General features: G+C 63.3%; 15 protein-coding genes. 4 read left to right on the plus strand and 11 right to left on the minus strand.

Annotation, left to right across the window (positions count from 1 at the left end; translation table 11 throughout):
- The first annotated feature begins 138 nt into the window (after nt 1–138).
- From thiL to KHO31_RS15720, 4 genes are all read left to right on the plus strand, one after another.
- A complete protein-coding gene (gene thiL, locus KHO31_RS15705; protein ID WP_201076660.1) occupies nt 139–1,137 on the plus strand; it encodes a thiamine-phosphate kinase in 999 nt (332 codons plus the stop codon).
- Nucleotides 1,127–1,699, plus strand: a complete 573-nt coding sequence (locus KHO31_RS15710; protein ID WP_201076662.1) for a phosphatidylglycerophosphatase A family protein — start codon at nt 1,127–1,129, stop codon at nt 1,697–1,699. Before thiL ends, KHO31_RS15710 begins: the two co-directional genes overlap by 11 nt.
- A gap of 89 nt (nt 1,700–1,788) precedes the next feature.
- Entirely contained in the window at nt 1,789–2,289 is a 501-nt protein-coding gene (locus KHO31_RS15715; protein WP_211623677.1) for a CinA family protein, read from the plus strand.
- A gap of 32 nt (nt 2,290–2,321) precedes the next feature.
- The gene (locus KHO31_RS15720; RefSeq protein WP_211623678.1) at nt 2,322–2,843 is read left to right on the plus strand and encodes a cupin domain-containing protein; all 522 of its coding nucleotides are present in this window, start codon (nt 2,322–2,324) and stop codon (nt 2,841–2,843) included.
- Nucleotides 2,844–2,944: 101 nt separating this feature from the next.
- On the opposite strand, the gene pyrF is transcribed toward KHO31_RS15720, so the two are convergent.
- From pyrF to KHO31_RS15775, 11 genes are all read right to left on the minus strand, one after another.
- A complete protein-coding gene (gene pyrF, locus KHO31_RS15725) occupies nt 2,945–3,760 on the minus strand; it encodes an orotidine-5'-phosphate decarboxylase (RefSeq protein ID WP_201076668.1) in 816 nt (271 codons plus the stop codon).
- 136 nt (nt 3,761–3,896) lie between these two features.
- A complete protein-coding gene (locus tag KHO31_RS15730; RefSeq protein ID WP_201076670.1) occupies nt 3,897–4,949 on the minus strand; it encodes an aldose 1-epimerase in 1,053 nt (350 codons plus the stop codon).
- Nucleotides 4,950–5,180: 231 nt separating this feature from the next.
- Nucleotides 5,181–6,122, minus strand: a complete 942-nt coding sequence (locus KHO31_RS15735; protein ID WP_201076672.1) for an SMP-30/gluconolactonase/LRE family protein — start codon at nt 6,120–6,122, stop codon at nt 5,181–5,183.
- Nucleotides 6,119–6,919, minus strand: coding sequence for an SDR family NAD(P)-dependent oxidoreductase (locus KHO31_RS15740; RefSeq protein ID WP_201076674.1), 801 nt, complete (start codon nt 6,917–6,919; stop codon nt 6,119–6,121). The genes KHO31_RS15735 and KHO31_RS15740 overlap by 4 nt, the downstream gene beginning before the upstream one ends.
- Before the next feature lie 52 nt (nt 6,920–6,971).
- A complete protein-coding gene (gene araH / locus KHO31_RS15745; RefSeq protein ID WP_172160132.1) occupies nt 6,972–7,988 on the minus strand; it encodes an L-arabinose ABC transporter permease AraH in 1,017 nt (338 codons plus the stop codon).
- Nucleotides 7,989–8,042: 54 nt separating this feature from the next.
- Nucleotides 8,043–9,578 carry an L-arabinose ABC transporter ATP-binding protein AraG gene (gene araG, locus KHO31_RS15750; RefSeq protein WP_211623679.1) on the minus strand — a complete coding sequence of 512 codons (1,536 nt, stop codon included), beginning with the start codon at nt 9,576–9,578 and terminating at the stop codon, nt 8,043–8,045.
- A 190-nt stretch (nt 9,579–9,768) separates the two neighbouring features.
- Nucleotides 9,769–10,767, minus strand: a complete 999-nt coding sequence (locus KHO31_RS15755; protein ID WP_201076678.1) for an arabinose ABC transporter substrate-binding protein — start codon at nt 10,765–10,767, stop codon at nt 9,769–9,771.
- Between the two features lie 183 nt (nt 10,768–10,950).
- A complete protein-coding gene (locus tag KHO31_RS15760) occupies nt 10,951–11,727 on the minus strand; it encodes an SDR family oxidoreductase (protein ID WP_201076680.1) in 777 nt (258 codons plus the stop codon).
- On the minus strand, nt 11,724–12,404 hold the full coding sequence (locus tag KHO31_RS15765) for a 2-dehydro-3-deoxy-6-phosphogalactonate aldolase (RefSeq protein WP_201076682.1): 681 nt from the start codon (nt 12,402–12,404) through the stop codon (nt 11,724–11,726). Before KHO31_RS15765 ends, KHO31_RS15760 begins: the two co-directional genes overlap by 4 nt.
- Before the next feature lie 36 nt (nt 12,405–12,440).
- Nucleotides 12,441–13,499, minus strand: coding sequence for a 2-dehydro-3-deoxygalactonokinase (locus KHO31_RS15770; RefSeq protein WP_211623680.1), 1,059 nt, complete (start codon nt 13,497–13,499; stop codon nt 12,441–12,443).
- On the minus strand, nt 13,496–14,476 hold the full coding sequence (locus KHO31_RS15775; RefSeq protein ID WP_201076686.1) for an IclR family transcriptional regulator: 981 nt from the start codon (nt 14,474–14,476) through the stop codon (nt 13,496–13,498). Before KHO31_RS15775 ends, KHO31_RS15770 begins: the two co-directional genes overlap by 4 nt.
- Nucleotides 14,477–14,931 lie beyond the last annotated feature (455 nt).

Raw genomic sequence — 14,931 nt, forward strand, 5'->3', positions numbered from 1 at the left:
GCGGACGCGGCGCGCTTAAGGCCGGCCACGAATTGAACAGGCGTTGAATGCGAATGGCGTGTTTACCCGCGAGCATCTCCGTACAATGCGCGCCGTTAGGGACTTTTTGTTGCACTTACCCGCTCACCTACTGCCACCATGCTCTCCGAGTTTTCGCTGATCGATCGCTTCTTCGCCCGCCGCGCAGCCGCCGCGCCGTCCCGTACTGCAGAAGGCGAACTCGGCATTGGCGACGATTGTGCGCTGCTCGCGCCGCGACCCGGAGAAATGCTCGCGATATCGACGGATATGCTGGTAGAAGGCCGCCATTTCTTTCCCGATATCGATCCCGAGGCGCTCGGTCACAAGGCACTCGCGGTGAACCTGTCGGACCTGGCCGCCATGGGTGCGCGACCGCAAGCATTCACCCTGGCGTTTTCCTTGCCAAAGGCCGACGAGGCGTGGCTGACCGCCTTTAGCGATGGCCTCTTCGCGCTGGCTGAGCGCTACGGCTGCGATCTGATCGGCGGCGACACGACCGGTGGGCCGTTAAATCTGTGCATCACCGTGTTCGGCAGCGTGCCGCCGCAAGCCGCGCTGCGCCGCGACGCCGCGCAACCCGGCGACGACATCTGGATCTCCGGCACGCTCGGCGACGCCCGCGCGGGCTTGGGCGTGCAACGCGGCGAGTGGTCGGCCGATGCCAGCGACACTGCGACGTTTCGTCGCGCCCTCGAGCGTCCGGAGCCGCGCGTCTTCCTCGGTCTCGCGTTGCGAGGCATCGCGCATGCCGCGCTCGATCTATCGGACGGGCTCGCCGGCGACCTGCTGCACATCCTGGAGCGCTCGACGATGCGCGCCACCGTCGACATCGACGCAGTGCCGCGTTCGGCCGCGCTGCGCCGACTCCCACCCGAGATCCAGCAGCGCTGCACGCTGGCCGGCGGCGACGATTACGAACTGTGCTTCACCGCACCGATTGCCGCGCGCGCCAAGGTCGAAGCAGCGAGTCGCGAGGTAGCGGTGCCGGTCACCCGCATCGGTACAATAAGCGCTCTCCAAATAGCGGCCGACCGCCCGGCGATCGCCTGGCGCGATGCCGCCGGTGCGCCGCTCACTCTGACGTTGCAAGGCTTCGACCACTTCCATGCAGACTGATCCCCCGCTGGTCCCCGCCGACGATCTCGTCGGCCATTCGCAGCCCAACGCGTCCGGGCCGCGCGCGCCGCGTCCCCAGCCACGCCGCGCCACCGCGCGTTTCATGTTGTCGCATCCGCTGCACATTCTGTCGCTGGGTTTTGGCAGCGGCTTGTCGCCGGTTGCGCCGGGCACGATCGGCACGCTGTTCGCATGGGCATCGTTCGCCGTCCTGAGCCGTTACCTGACCGTGATCGAGTGGGGCGCGCTCATTGTTGCGGGCTTCTTCGGCGGCATTGCGATTTGCGGCTTTACCGCGAAAAAACTGGGTACTGACGATCCGTCGCCCGTCGTCTGGGACGAAATCATCGCGTTCTGGCTGGTGCTGCTGATGGTCACGCCGGTCACGCTGACCGGACAGTTCGTCGCATTTATCGTATTCCGCTTCTTCGACATGGTGAAACCTCCGCCAATCGGCTATTTCGACCGCCGACTGAAAGGTGGCTTTGGCATCATGTTCGATGACCTGGTCGCCGCGTTTTTCACGCTGCTCGTGATCGCGCTCTGGCGCATGTCGGTTTAACCGTTGAGCGCTGGCCGGCGCTGGCCGGGCTTCGCGCACCGGCTGCCGGCTGCCTCCTGCAGCAGTTCCCCGTTTTCCGGATTGACGCCATGCCTACCGATTCCGTGGTTCACCAGCTCGCGATTCGCGTGAGCAACCGCCTGCGCGACGAACGCCTGATGCTCGTCACCGCCGAATCCTGCACAGGCGGCATGGTGGCGACCGCGATCACCGATATTTCCGGCAGCAGCGGCTGGTTCGAGCGCGGCTTCGTTACGTATTCGAATCAGGCGAAGTCCGAAATGATCGGCGTACCGGCCGACCTGATCGAAAAGCACGGAGCGGTCAGCGAACAAGTGGCGCGCGCCATGGCCGAGGGCGCACTGCGCAACAGCCGCGCGCAGGTGTCGCTGTCGATTACCGGCGTCGCCGGCCCGGGCGGCGGCACGGACGCCAAGCCGGTCGGCATGGTGTCGTTCGGCTGGAGCAATCGGCTGCATACGTCGGTGGAGACCAAGGTCTTCAAGGGCGACCGCGAGAAGATCCGCGTGCATGCCGCGGCGCACGCGCTGCGCGGCCTGCTGGCCTTGCTCGACGAGCGCGAACATTAACTTCCGGTTCAGAACCTGAGACGCTGCTCCCGATGCCCAAAACGTCTACTTCACACGCAGCCAAAGACGCGTTGATCCACCGCTTCGATCTGAAGCCGCATCCGGAAGGCGGATTTTTCAGCGAAACGTATCGGTCCGCGGAGTCCGTACGCCGCGACGACGGTTCAACGCAGACGCGCTCCGCGTCCACCGCGATTTACTACCTGCTCTGTGACGGCGCGCATTCGGCGTGGCATCGGATCAAGTCCGACGAGGTCTGGCATTTTTATGCCGGCGAGCCATTGAACGTCCACGTGCTCGACGAAGCGGGCTCGCTGATTACGCACAAGCTGGGCAATGCGTTGACGCATTCGGATGCCGTGTTTCAGGCCGTGGTGCCTGCAGGTCTGTGGTTTGCTGCGGAATGCGTGGACCCCGCGACGTTTGCGCTGGTGGGCTGCACGGTGGCGCCGGGCTTTGAATTCAGCGAGTTCGAGCTGGCGGATATCGAAGCCCTAAAGGCCGGCCATCCGCAGCATGCGACGTTTATCCAGCGGCTGAGGCCTGCTACCTGACCAGCATCGACAGAAGGCAGAGGCTCGGGCCAGCCGTCTGACCAGCCCGAACAAAAACCGCAGCCGATTCAAAGGCCGTCTTTCACGACGACCACCCTCTATCACCGAAACGCATTGATCCGGTCACGCGTCTCCATGGCGGCCTTAGCTGCGGCCTCAGCGAAATCGTCGCCCTTGCCGGCGTAGATAATCGCCCGCGACGAGTTGATCAACATGCCCGTGCCGTTCGCCGTACGGCCGGCGTTCACCGTCGCCTGAACATCGCCGCCTTGCGCGCCGATGCCCGGAATCAGCAGCGGCATATCGCCGACGATTCCACGCACCACCTCGATTTCCTTCGGGAAGGTCGCGCCGACCACAAGACCCAATTGGCCGCTCGCGTTCCACTTGTCCGCCGCCAGTTGCGCGACGACCTGGTACAGCGGACGCCCGCCCGTTTCCAGAAACTGCAGATCCGAACCGCCCGGATTCGAGGTCCGGCACAGGACGATCACGCCCTTGCCTGCGTGCTCCAGATACGGCTCGATAGAATCGAAGCCCATATACGGATTCACCGTCACCGCATCCGCCTGATAGCGCTCGAACGCTTCGCGCGCGTACTGCTCGGCCGTGCTGCCGATGTCGCCGCGCTTCGCATCCAGAATCACCGGCAGGCCCGGATGGTTCGCATGAATGTGCGCGATCAGCTGCTCGAGTTGGTCTTCCGCGCGATGGGCGGCGAAGTACGCGATCTGCGGCTTGAACGACGACGCATACGGTGCGGTCGCGTCGACGATGGTGCGGCAGAAGTCGAAAATCGCCTCAGGACGGCCCGCGAGCGCGCCTGGGAATTTGCTGGGCTCAGGATCGAGGCCGACGCACAGCAGCGAGTTCGTGCGCTGCCAGGCGTCGTTGAGTGTCTGGATGAAATTGGACATGGTGAGTCTCGCGGCGAGCCGATAGCGGAAGAGGCGGGTATTTTACCCGTCCTGCGCGGTAAGCCGCGGCCACGCGTCATACCGGTTCGCGCCGGCGCGTGGCGAGTGCGCCGTGCCGCTCCGCCCTGCTCGCCGGCTACTGTCGCCGTCGCGACCCGCGCGTGCCCGGCATCGAGCGCAAACCCGTTCGCTCGACGGTGAAGCGGAACGTGCGCGTCAGGCGCTCGCCGTGACGCAGCATCGTCATCCCGTTCTCACACGCGCCGCCTGCCAGATTTACCGCGTTGATTGGATGATCGACCGGCTCGAAGCAGAAGAAGTCTTCGCCCGGCGGCGTATACAACACGTAATAATCGGCTTCGGCGGCGATATTCAGCAACAACCTCCGCTTCGGCCACACCACCGCCGCCTGCCCGCTCCAGCCCGTGAACGCGTGATTGACAATAATTTCCGGCAGCGGATACGCCACGCCGAATTGCCACGCGGGCGGCGCCGGCACGTGACGCACCGGCAGCCAGTCGTCGCCGGAGAGCCACAGGCCGCCGGCCGCCGCAGACAGTTCGGTATCGGCGTCACGCACGAAAAATGGATGCACGCCCAACCCGAAAGGCAGCACCTCGCGACCGGCATTCTCGATGTCCAGCGTGATGACGAGCGTCGGACCGTCCAGCGCATAGGTTTGCGTCGCGCGGAACGCGTACGGTTTGCCGTCGTGGCGATCGAGCGTCAGACGTACATTTTCGCGGTCCGACTCCGCGACCTGCCACGCGGACAGCCAACCGTCGCCATGAATCGGCAAGGGTTCGTCGGCGCGATTTTGCGGCACCTCGACACGCCGCCCCGCCACATTGAAATGACCGCCGCCGATCCGGTTCGAATAGGGCAACAGCGGATAGCAGGCCAGCTGGTTCGGCTGGGTATCGGCCGCGACATGACGGCAGCGCCGGAAAATCGGCGTGAGCGCGCCGTCGTTGCGCCAGTCGAAACGGGTGACGCCGCCGCCGAGCGTCGGCGCGACGTCGAGTCGCAAATGCGCGTTGGCAAGCGTGATGCAAGCGAGTTCGCCGCCGCTCGTCTCACCGACCGCAACCGCAGACGTACTGGGACCCGGATGCACCGGATTGGCCGCCGCGTTGAGTCGCGCGCGTCGGCTCTGGGAAGAAGCGGAAACAGGATTCGCAACAGTCATATCTGGCTCCATCGAGAGGCGTGGGACGTTGCCGTCATTGCTGACGGATGCTGTTGGGCGATTTTTTCACCGGTCGCCTCTGGGTCCGAACTGCATGCTGCCGATTTGCTGCCGTTCTGCTGGCACTGGGTTTGCGACTGAGTTTGCGACATTAATTGCTGATTTACGTTCAAAATCACTGATCTGCGGCGCTCCAATGCCGCGTCGACACTGAGGCTGGGTCATTCTGCGCTACTCCCGCGAGCCTTGGAACACCGGTTCCGGCAAACCTCGTCGCCCGGGCGTTGCGATAAACACGCCGCCCGCATGCGCGTCGCTCGCGAGCGCCGCCGCGTCGAGATCGACGCGCGCACTCGTGATGTACAGCATGTCCAGATGCGCAACCCCCGCAGAAAGTGCGCCTGGAGGACCGCCGAATGCGACGCAACTCGGCTGCACGGTCGGCACGTCGACGCGCTCGGTCTCCACCCCGTCGGGGCCATATCGCACCACGCGCCCGCCACCCCATTGCGCGTTCCACAAACCGCCGTCACGGTCGACGGTCGAGCCGTCGGGCTCGCCGGTGGCGTCAGTCAATGTCGTGAACACGCGGTCGTTGGCAATGCTGCCGTCCGCGCGATAGTCGCAGACGCGGATTTCACGCGTCGGCGAATCGCAGTAGTACATCGTCGCGCCGTCAGGACTGAACGCGATGCTGTTCGAGATTGCCGGTGCGGGTAACGGCAAACGCTCCAGCGACAAATCATGATTCAACCGATAAAACCCGCCGACCGCTTGCAGCGGCGAGCCTTCGTCTTTCGTGCCGAATACGAAACGGCCCCGACGGTCGCAGCGGCCGTCGTTCACGCGCGTATTCAAGCCCGGTTCGACGTCGACGATACGTCGCGTCACGCCAGTTGCCAGATCGAAGAACGCCAGATGCGTCGCTAGTCCGAGCAGCAGGTAGCGCGGATCCGCGCACAACGCAAACGTGGCGAGACGCTCGGGCATGAGCCAGGACATGCTTTGTCCGTCGCTCGGGTCATAGCGCCACAGGCGCGCGCCTTCGATATCGGTCCAGTAGAAGCGGCCCGTTCTCGCGCACCACGTCGCGCCTTCGCCGAGCGCGCATTGCGTATCGAGCAGCAATGCCGCGCGAGGCGCTGGCAGACCTGTACGCCCACCCGCACTCACGCCCAGCCTCCGTCGACGACGATGTCCTGCGCGGTGATCATCCTGCTGTCGTCGGCGGCGAGGAACAGCGCCATGCGTGCGAGATCGGCGGGTTGCAGTTCAGCGTCGATGCACTGGCCTTCCTTGATCGAGCGACGCCCCGCATCGTCGAGCCACAAACGCTTCTGCTTCTCCGTCATCACCCAGCCCGGCACCAGTGTATTGACGCGGATGTTGAAGTGACCGAGGTCGCGCGCGAGGCCACGCGTCAAACCCTGCACCGCCGATTTCGACATCACGTACACCGGGTAGCCGCCGTTCTTCAGCATCCAGCTGATCGAGCCGAGGTTGATGATCGAACCCGCGTTGGCGGCTTTCATGTCCTCCATGACCGCCTGCGCGGCGAAGAACTGATGACGGATATTCACCGCGATGCCTGCGTCGAAAAACTCACGCGTCACTTCGCCAATCGCGTGGCGTTTGTCATTTGCCGCGTTGTTCACCAGCACCTGAATCGGGCCGAACGCAGCCTTCACGTCGGCGATCGCTTTCTGCAGCGCGTCGATGTCGGTCAGATCACACGGCAAGAATAGCGGCTTGTGTTTCGAATCGCCGAGTTCATCGGCGAGCGCGTCACCCGCAGTCGCATCGATATCGAAGAACGCGACGCGCGCACCCTGCGCCGCGAAATGCTCGACGAACGATGCGCCGATACCGGTCGCGCCACCCGTGATCAACACCGTTCGGTCGACGAGACTCGGATAGCGGGCAAACGTGCTGTCCGCGAGACGGTCGTTTGCATTGGCCGGAGACGACATCGTTCGATTCCTTTTAGAGCAAAGTGAATAAGTTGCGAACTGAGTCGCGGGTTCAGTCGCGCGAGCCGCGGTTCTTCAACTGGTCGAGCAGCACAGCGGCGAGCAGAATCGCGCCACGCACGAGATACTGATAGAAGGCGTCGATGTTCATCAGGTTCATCACGTTCTCGACCGTACCCATGATCAGTACGCCGATGACGACCCCGGAGATTGTCGCGCGACCGCCGAGCAACGACACGCCGCCCAGCACGCAAGCCGAAATCACGTTCAGCTCGAAGCCTTCCGCTGCGTTCGGCTGACCCGACGTAATCCGCGAAGCCAGAATCACACCGGCCAGTGCAGTGACGGCACCTTGAATCAGGAAGATATAAACGCGCGTGCGTTCGACATTGATACCGGCGAGACGCGAGGCCTCCGGATTACCGCCGATTGCCAGCGTATTACGGCCGTACACGGTCTGATTGAGCATCACGCCGAACACGATGAAGCACAGCAGCGTGACCCAGATCGGCAGCGACACGCCGAAGAAGCTCAAGCCGCCCAGCGCGATAAACGTATCCGACGACACGCCCACCGCTTGCCCGTGCGACACGATAAAGCCGAGACCGCGGACGATTTCCATCGTTGCGAGCGTCGTGATCAGCGCGTTGATGCGCAGATACGCAATCACCGCGCCGTTGACGAAGCCGATCACCGCACCCGCTGCCACAGCGGCAATGATCGCGATGAACGTATTGCCCGTGGCGTTCAGCACCATCGCGCACAGCACACCGGCGAACGCGACCGTCGACCCCACCGACAGGTCGAAATCGCGCGAGGCCAGACAGAACATCATCGTGCACGCGACCATGCCGATCTGCGAGATCGACAGCGCAAGACCGAGCATGTTCTCGATCGAGAAGAAGTGATCGACGGTCAGCGACATCGTAATGAACATCACGATGAAGATCAGAATCAGGCTGTACTCGGTGATCTGCTGCCACCATTTCGCCTTGTCGTTCGACTGCGGAATCAGCGCTTCGGCCGCGCCTTTGGCGGCCTGTTGCGCGAGGTTTTCTCTGGCTTGCATGTTGAAGACTCCTCCCGTTCCCCACGGGTTGCCGGACTTTCGTCCAAATAATGTTCAGGCCGCTTGCTGCGCGGCTGCGGTTTCGGGCAGCGCGGTCGAGCTTTGCGGCAACGCGAGGCTCAACACCGTTTGTTCCGTTGCTTCCTTGCGTGACAGCTCACCGGAAATGCGTCCCTGACGCATCACGACGATCCGGTCGGACACGCCGAGCACCTCCGGCAATTCCGACGAAATCATTACGATGGCGCAGCCGCGCTCGGCAAGCTGATAAATCACGTTATAGATCTCATGCTTCGCGCCGACGTCGATCCCGCGCGTCGGTTCGTCGAGGATCACCACCTTCAGATCAGGCTCGGCCAGCCAGCGCGACAAAATCGCCTTCTGCTGGTTGCCGCCCGACAGGAAGCGAATCTTCTGGCGGCGACTTGGCGTCTTGATCTTCAGCAGCTTGATAAAACGGTCTGCGGTTTCCGCTTCTTTCTTGCGGTCGAGGAACATCCCCGCGCGCAAATAGTGGCGGCGGCAACTGATATTGATGTTCTCCGACACGGTCGCCATCGCGACGATGCCCTCTTCCTTGCGGTCTTCCGGACACAGCACGATGCCGTGTCTGATCGCCTCGCCCGCGCTGCGCACCTTGATCGGCTTGCCGTCGAGCACGATTTCGCCGGCCTTCTTGTGATCGGCGCCGTACACCAGATGCATCAGTTCGCTGCGGCCCGCGCCCACCAGACCGAAGAAGCCGACGATCTCGCCGCGCCGCACTTCGAAGCTGGCCGGTTGCGCTAGCGCATGCCCTTCGATCGCTTTCGCTGCGAAACGGACCTCGCCGAGCGGGCGTGCCGAGTAGTTGTAGATGTCGGCGATTTCACGTCCGACCATTTCGCTGACGATGGTGTCGCGCTTCACGCCTTCGAGCGTCGGATGCGAAGCAATTTTGCGGCCGTCGCGGAAGATCGTGCAGGCGTCGCACAACTCGTAGATCTCGTCCATGCGGTGCGAGATATAGATCATCGCGCGGTTGTCCGCGCGCAGATCGCGCACCAGCTTGAACAGCACTTCGGTCTCGCGATGCGACAGCGAACTGGTCGGTTCGTCCAGTGCGATCACGCGTGCGTTACGCAGCAGCGCCTTGCAGATTTCGACCATTTGCCGCTGCGCGATCGAGAGCTTTCTCAACTTCGCGTTCGGGTCGAGCGCCACGCCCATCGCCTCGAGACGTTCACGCACGAAGCGCTTGGCTTCGCGCTTGTTGACCCAACCGAGCGAGTTCGGCAACTGGCCGAGCAGCAGATTGTCCGCGACCGTGAGATCGGGCACGTATTGCAGTTCCTGGTGAATCACCGCGATCCCCGCCGCGATCGACGATGCCGCGCTCGTGAAGCGCACCTCATTGCCGTCGATCATCACGCGGCCCGAATCGGGCTGGTATTCACCACCGAGAATCTTCAGCAGGGTCGATTTCCCTGCGCCGTTTTCGCCCATCAGGCCGTGCACCTGGCCGACGTTGACGTCGAAGGACACACCGTCGAGCGCGCGCACGCCTGGAAAGACTTTGCCGATATTGTCAAAACGTAGCGTCGCTGACACTTCGCCTCCTGTCCCATGCAACTTAGTTGCTGCTTCGTGTGAACCGTGCGTGTTTTGCGAGGCAGTCACGCCAGCGGCAAACACGGTCTGTCTCAACTGCCGATCTTGTATTGCTGTTGCCGGCGCGCCCAATCCTTGGAGAAACGACGCGCCGGCAGTTCACTTCATTGCACCGCGATACAACAACTGCTTAATTTGCCGCGAGGCCCATCTTCTGGCGCACTTCGGCGACGTTGTCACGCGTGGCCAGCATGCCGGTCGTCAGCGTGAGCATCGGCGGTTCCTTGCCTTGCGTGATCCAGTCGTACATCAGCGTCGAGGTTTCTTCGCCGTGGCGCTTCGGGCTGATGATGACGGTGCCATAGAAGCCGGTCGGCGACGGCTTCTTGAACTCGTTCAATGCCGACTCCGAACCGCCGATCCCGATACCGATCATGTTGTCCGCCTTAAAGCCGCGGCCTTCCGCTGCGCGCACGGCGCCGAGCACGCCTTCGTCATTCAGCGCGTAAGCCACCCAGTGCTTGAACTGCGGGTTCTTCGTCAGCGCGATGTTGGCGGCGTTGAACGCGTTTTCCGTGTCGGTTTTCGCTTGCGGTGCTTCAACCACGTTGGCCTTCGGGAAACCGGCGGCGACGAGCGCGTCGGTTGCACCGGTGGTGCGGTCAACTGCGGTGGGCAACTGGTTGTAGGTCACGTCGATCGCGCCGACGTCCTTCATATCCCAGCCGCGCTTCTTGATTTCCGCAGCCAGGCCGTCACCCACCTGCTTGCCGATGTTGTACGCCGAGATGCCCATATGCGGCACCGATGCGATCGGCTTGCCCGCGCCGTCGACGAGTCGGTCGTCCACCGTCATCATCTTCAGGCCGTCGGCCTTTGCCTTGGCGACGATGCCCGGTCCGAGCTTGACGTCAGGCGTGCAGATCACAAAGCCTTGCGCTTTCTGAGCCGACAGGTTGTCGATTGCGCTCATCACCTTCTCGCCCGACGGCGCGCCGATCTTCACCAGCGTAAAGCCCTTTTCCTTGGCGGCGATTTCGGCGAACTTCCATTCGTCCTGGAACCACGGTTCCTCCGGCTGCTTCACGAGGAAGCCGATCTTGACCGGATCAGCGGCCTGCGCCACCGGTGCGTTGAAGAGCACACCCGTCGCCGCTGCTGCCAGCGTGAGGAAAATTCTTCGTTTCATGATGCGTGTCTCCTGACTAATTGATAACGAGAAGGTATCGGCCGCGTCTTCTTGTACCGGTTGTGACACACGCGGCCAGCGCGTCGTCCGGTGAAACTTTGATGCCGCTTATTGCCTGTTCTTGCCTGTTCTTGCTGTTCGAGCTACTGGTCCTGCTTCCTGTTGCGTGCTGGTCCGCTACATTCAGTCGTGATACAGCGCGGAACGGCCGCCATCCACGGTGATGCAGGTGGCGTTGATGAACGGCGCTTCATCCGAAGCAAGAAATACCGCGGTCATCGCCACTTCTTCCGGGCGCCCGATGCGCTTCATCGGTTGCAAATCGAGCGTCGCCTGTTGCGCGGCGGCCGGATCGGCCTGTTCGTTCCACCAATCGTGCGTCAATTGCGTTTCGATGTACCCCGGCGCGATCGCGTTGACCCGCACGTTGCGCGGCGCGTATTCGATGCCGAGTGCACGCGTCAACCCGAGCACACCATGCTTGGCCACCGGGTACGGAAAACATCCCGGAATGATCTTGAACGCATGCGTCGACGCGATATTCACGATGCTGCCCGCGCCGCGTTCGACCATGCCCGGCAACACCGCGCGACACCCGTTCCAGACGCCGTCGAGATCGACCGCGAAGCAACGGCGCCAGTCGTCGTCGGTCATCGTCAGCGGGTCGCAGAACACGTTGATGCCGGCGTTATTGACCAGCACGTCGAGCGCGCCGAACGCGCGTTCGGCCTCGCTCACCGCGCGCTGAACCGAGGCCGATTGCGTCACATCCGTCTGCACCGCCAGCACACGTCCGCCGGTTTGCGTCTTGATCAGCTCCGCCGTCTGCCGCGCAGTTTCAATATCCAGCTCAGCCAGCACGACCGCAGCGCCTTCGCGCGCAAACGCGAGGGCGATCGCCGCACCGATGCCACGCCCGGCGCCGGTGATCAACGCGACTTTGTCGGCGAGCCGCTTCATTTCTTCGCGCCTGCCCGCGCGATGCGCAAGCCGTTGATGAACGCCTTCGCGTGCGAGGCGGTCACCGCCGCGCTCTGCCCCGGTTTGTACAGCGCCGAACCGAGGCCGAAGCCATTCGCGCCGGCGCTAAGGAACGGCCCCATGTTGTCCGGCGTGATCCCACCCACCGGCACCAGCGGCACTTCCGCCGCGATCACCGCGCGCCACGCCTTCACGATCTGGCAGCCGAGTTGCTCGGCGGGGAACATCTTCAGCACGTCAGCGCCGTTCTTCAGCGCGATGAAGGCTTCGTTCGGCGTCGCCACGCCCGGCGCGCAGGCCATGCCCAGTGCCTTCGCAGCGCCGACGACCTCCGGATCGCTATGCGGCATCACGATCAGTTCGCCACCTGCCGACTTCACGTCGTTGACGAAACTCGGATGCAGCACCGTGCCCGCTCCGACGATCGCATCGGCTGGCAACGCCTTGCGGATCGCCGCGATGCTGTCGAACGGCTGCGGCGAATTCAACGGCACTTCGACGATGCGAAAACCGGCCTCGTACAACGCCTGACCGTGCTCAGCGGCGTCCGCGGGTGTCACGCCGCGCATGATCGCGATCAGCGGACAGATCTCGAACGCCGCGATCAAACCCGCGTGCGGCATGTACGGAGCGGGCAGATTGATGTGAGGTTGCATGTCGGTTCCTTGTTTCGTGAGCGGCGGCGCTACCGCTTAGCCCGCATACGCCGCTTGGGGCGTGGGATTGACGAGCCCCGCCTGGGTAGCGATGCGCCACAAGCCGCGCTCGGTGGCGTGCTTCACCAGCTCCGCATGCGTGCAGCCGAATTGCGCAAGCGCCACGCGATAGCGCTCGCATAGCGCTTCGTTGCCGATCAGGCGCAAATGCTGCCCGGCGAGCGAGTTTTGCTGCTGCGTGAGCACGGCTTCGAGACCGGCCAGTTCGTGCCCGATCAGCAGGCCCGACAGATAATCCGGCTGCTGTTCGCGCGACAGTTGCCCGGTAAGGCCAAGCGTGCGAGCGCTGAATACGGTTGCCAGCATGCCTGCCTGACCTTTGTCGCGAGCGATGTTCACCCCACGCAGGAATGCCTCGGTATCCGGACGATCCGGCGTGACCATCGTGCGGCCAAGGATGGTGTGCTCGCGCAATGCGCCGAACACTTCACCGGTCATGAAGGTATGAAAACGTTCGATGCGGCCCGCCTGCACGACGGCCCATTTCGCGTGGGTGCCGGGCAAGCCGATCAGTGCGCGCCTGGCGTTGTCCGCTGCGTCCGCGTCCTGACCAAGCGCGCCGAAGATCTGAGTTTCTTCGCCGCGCATTACATTGGGCAGCTCACCCCGTTGCAGGACGCCCGGCACGATGTGCAGCGTCGAGCCGCACGCGGCTTTCACGTGCACGATGCCGGCCACCAGCGCATTGGCATTCGCCGGCGCGTCGACGTACGGTGCTTCGACCCAGCCTTGCGCGCTGCCGACCATACCGGCTGCGATCACCGGTACGGCGGGCGCCTGTGCGAGCCAGGCGCCGCACGCGTCGTCAAAGGCGTCGTCGAAGCCACCTTGCTCGGCGCTGCGCGGCAAATTCATGATGCCGGCCGTCGATGCCCGCGTCGCCAACACTTCGCCGGCCGCGTCGTACAGATACGCGCGCAGCGACGTCGTGCCCCAGTCGAGCGCGATGAGCGCGGCGTGCTGGAGCTTGGCGTCGGTGGCCGCGGCGGTGTTCACCCGATTGACCGCTTGCGTGTGAGAACCCGCTCGCTTCATCGCTTGATCCTGCGCGTTGCTGGTTGCGGGGCGCGCCAGCCGAGTTCTTCCGAAATCGCACGCGCTTCGCGCTGCACGACCGGAATCAGTTCATCCATGCGTTCGAGCGACATGTACGGAATCGTGCTCGCAACCGACAGCGCCGCCACCACCGCGCCCGATGCATCGCGCACCGGCGCTGCGACGCAACGGATCGACGCTTCGTTTTCTTCGAGGTCGAAGGTGTAGCCGCCGGCGGCATAGTTGGTCATGCGCTGCATGAAGGTCTGCGCATCGGGACGGTTATCCGGCTTGAAACTAACACCGGCGAGCGCGCGCCGTGACGCTTCGAAAAGCGACTGCCACATGTCCGGCGTGAGATCGAGCATCATGGCTTTGCCGATACCTGTCGACGCGAGCGGCATCCGGTGACCGACGCGCGAGCGCATTTCGAGGCCTCGGGTGCCGGGGATCTTGTCGATGTACAGGACGTCGTCGCCATCGCGCACGCCGAGGTGGATCGTGTCGAGCGTCTGTTCAGCGAGCGACTCGAGATGCTGACGCGCGACTGCGGTGAGCGGCATCTGTTCCAGCGCGATAGTGCCGAGTTCGATCAGTTTCGGGCCGAGCAGATAGCCGCCTTGCACTTGCCGCAGATAGCGCGCCTGCACGAGGCTGCTGACCAGCCGATGCGTGGTGCTGCGGGTCGTGCCGAGCGCAGCGCCGAAGGTGCGCAGATCGCGTACGCCGGCGGCGGCAGCTTCCAGAATCGCCAGACCGCGCAGCAGGGTTTGCGTGCCGGCTTGCTGAGGCGTGATGTCGAGCAGCGTGCTCGGCAATGCGATTTCGTCGGCCACGGGCGGAGGCTGGACGCTGACGCGTGAAACTTTCGCGGCGTTGGCAGCCTGTTGCGGCGCGGCTCTGGAAGCGTGATCGGCCTGCGGCGCCAGATTGGCTTCAGACTCGCTTACGGTGTGAGTAGGCATCGCTTTGTTCATGGCGATTCGCTCTTGGATGGTTTTTTGCGCTTACAGCGCGGGGCCGGAGGGGAGGCCTGTTTTGCTCGCGGCACAGTGCGTGTTGCCCGTGGCGCGGGCATGCGGTTGCTGCCTTTGGGTCTTAGGCATGGTTTGGCTTGTCTCCGGTTTTTTTCTTGCTGTCGCTGGTCGTGGCCGGTTTTTTCGGCTCACGGTGCGTGATGGGTTGGATTGTAGGGCGGTTTTTTGGAAAGCTCCAATATGTGAGTGTTGGATTCATATAATGGGATTTTTTGCCCTGTCGGGGTAGGCCTACGGCGTTGGGGTTTGCTTGGTTTGTTTCGTTTGATTGCCTGCTCGGCGCGTATTGTCTGTATTCCTACGGCGTTGGCCTTTCCTTGATTTGTTAGTGATCCATTAGCGTCGCCCCTGTGCGGGGCAGGCACCTACTTTTCTTTGCCTGCTGCAAAGAAAAG

The organism is Paraburkholderia domus, from assembly GCF_905220705.1.
Taxonomy (GTDB): Bacteria; Pseudomonadota; Gammaproteobacteria; order Burkholderiales; family Burkholderiaceae; genus Paraburkholderia; species Paraburkholderia domus.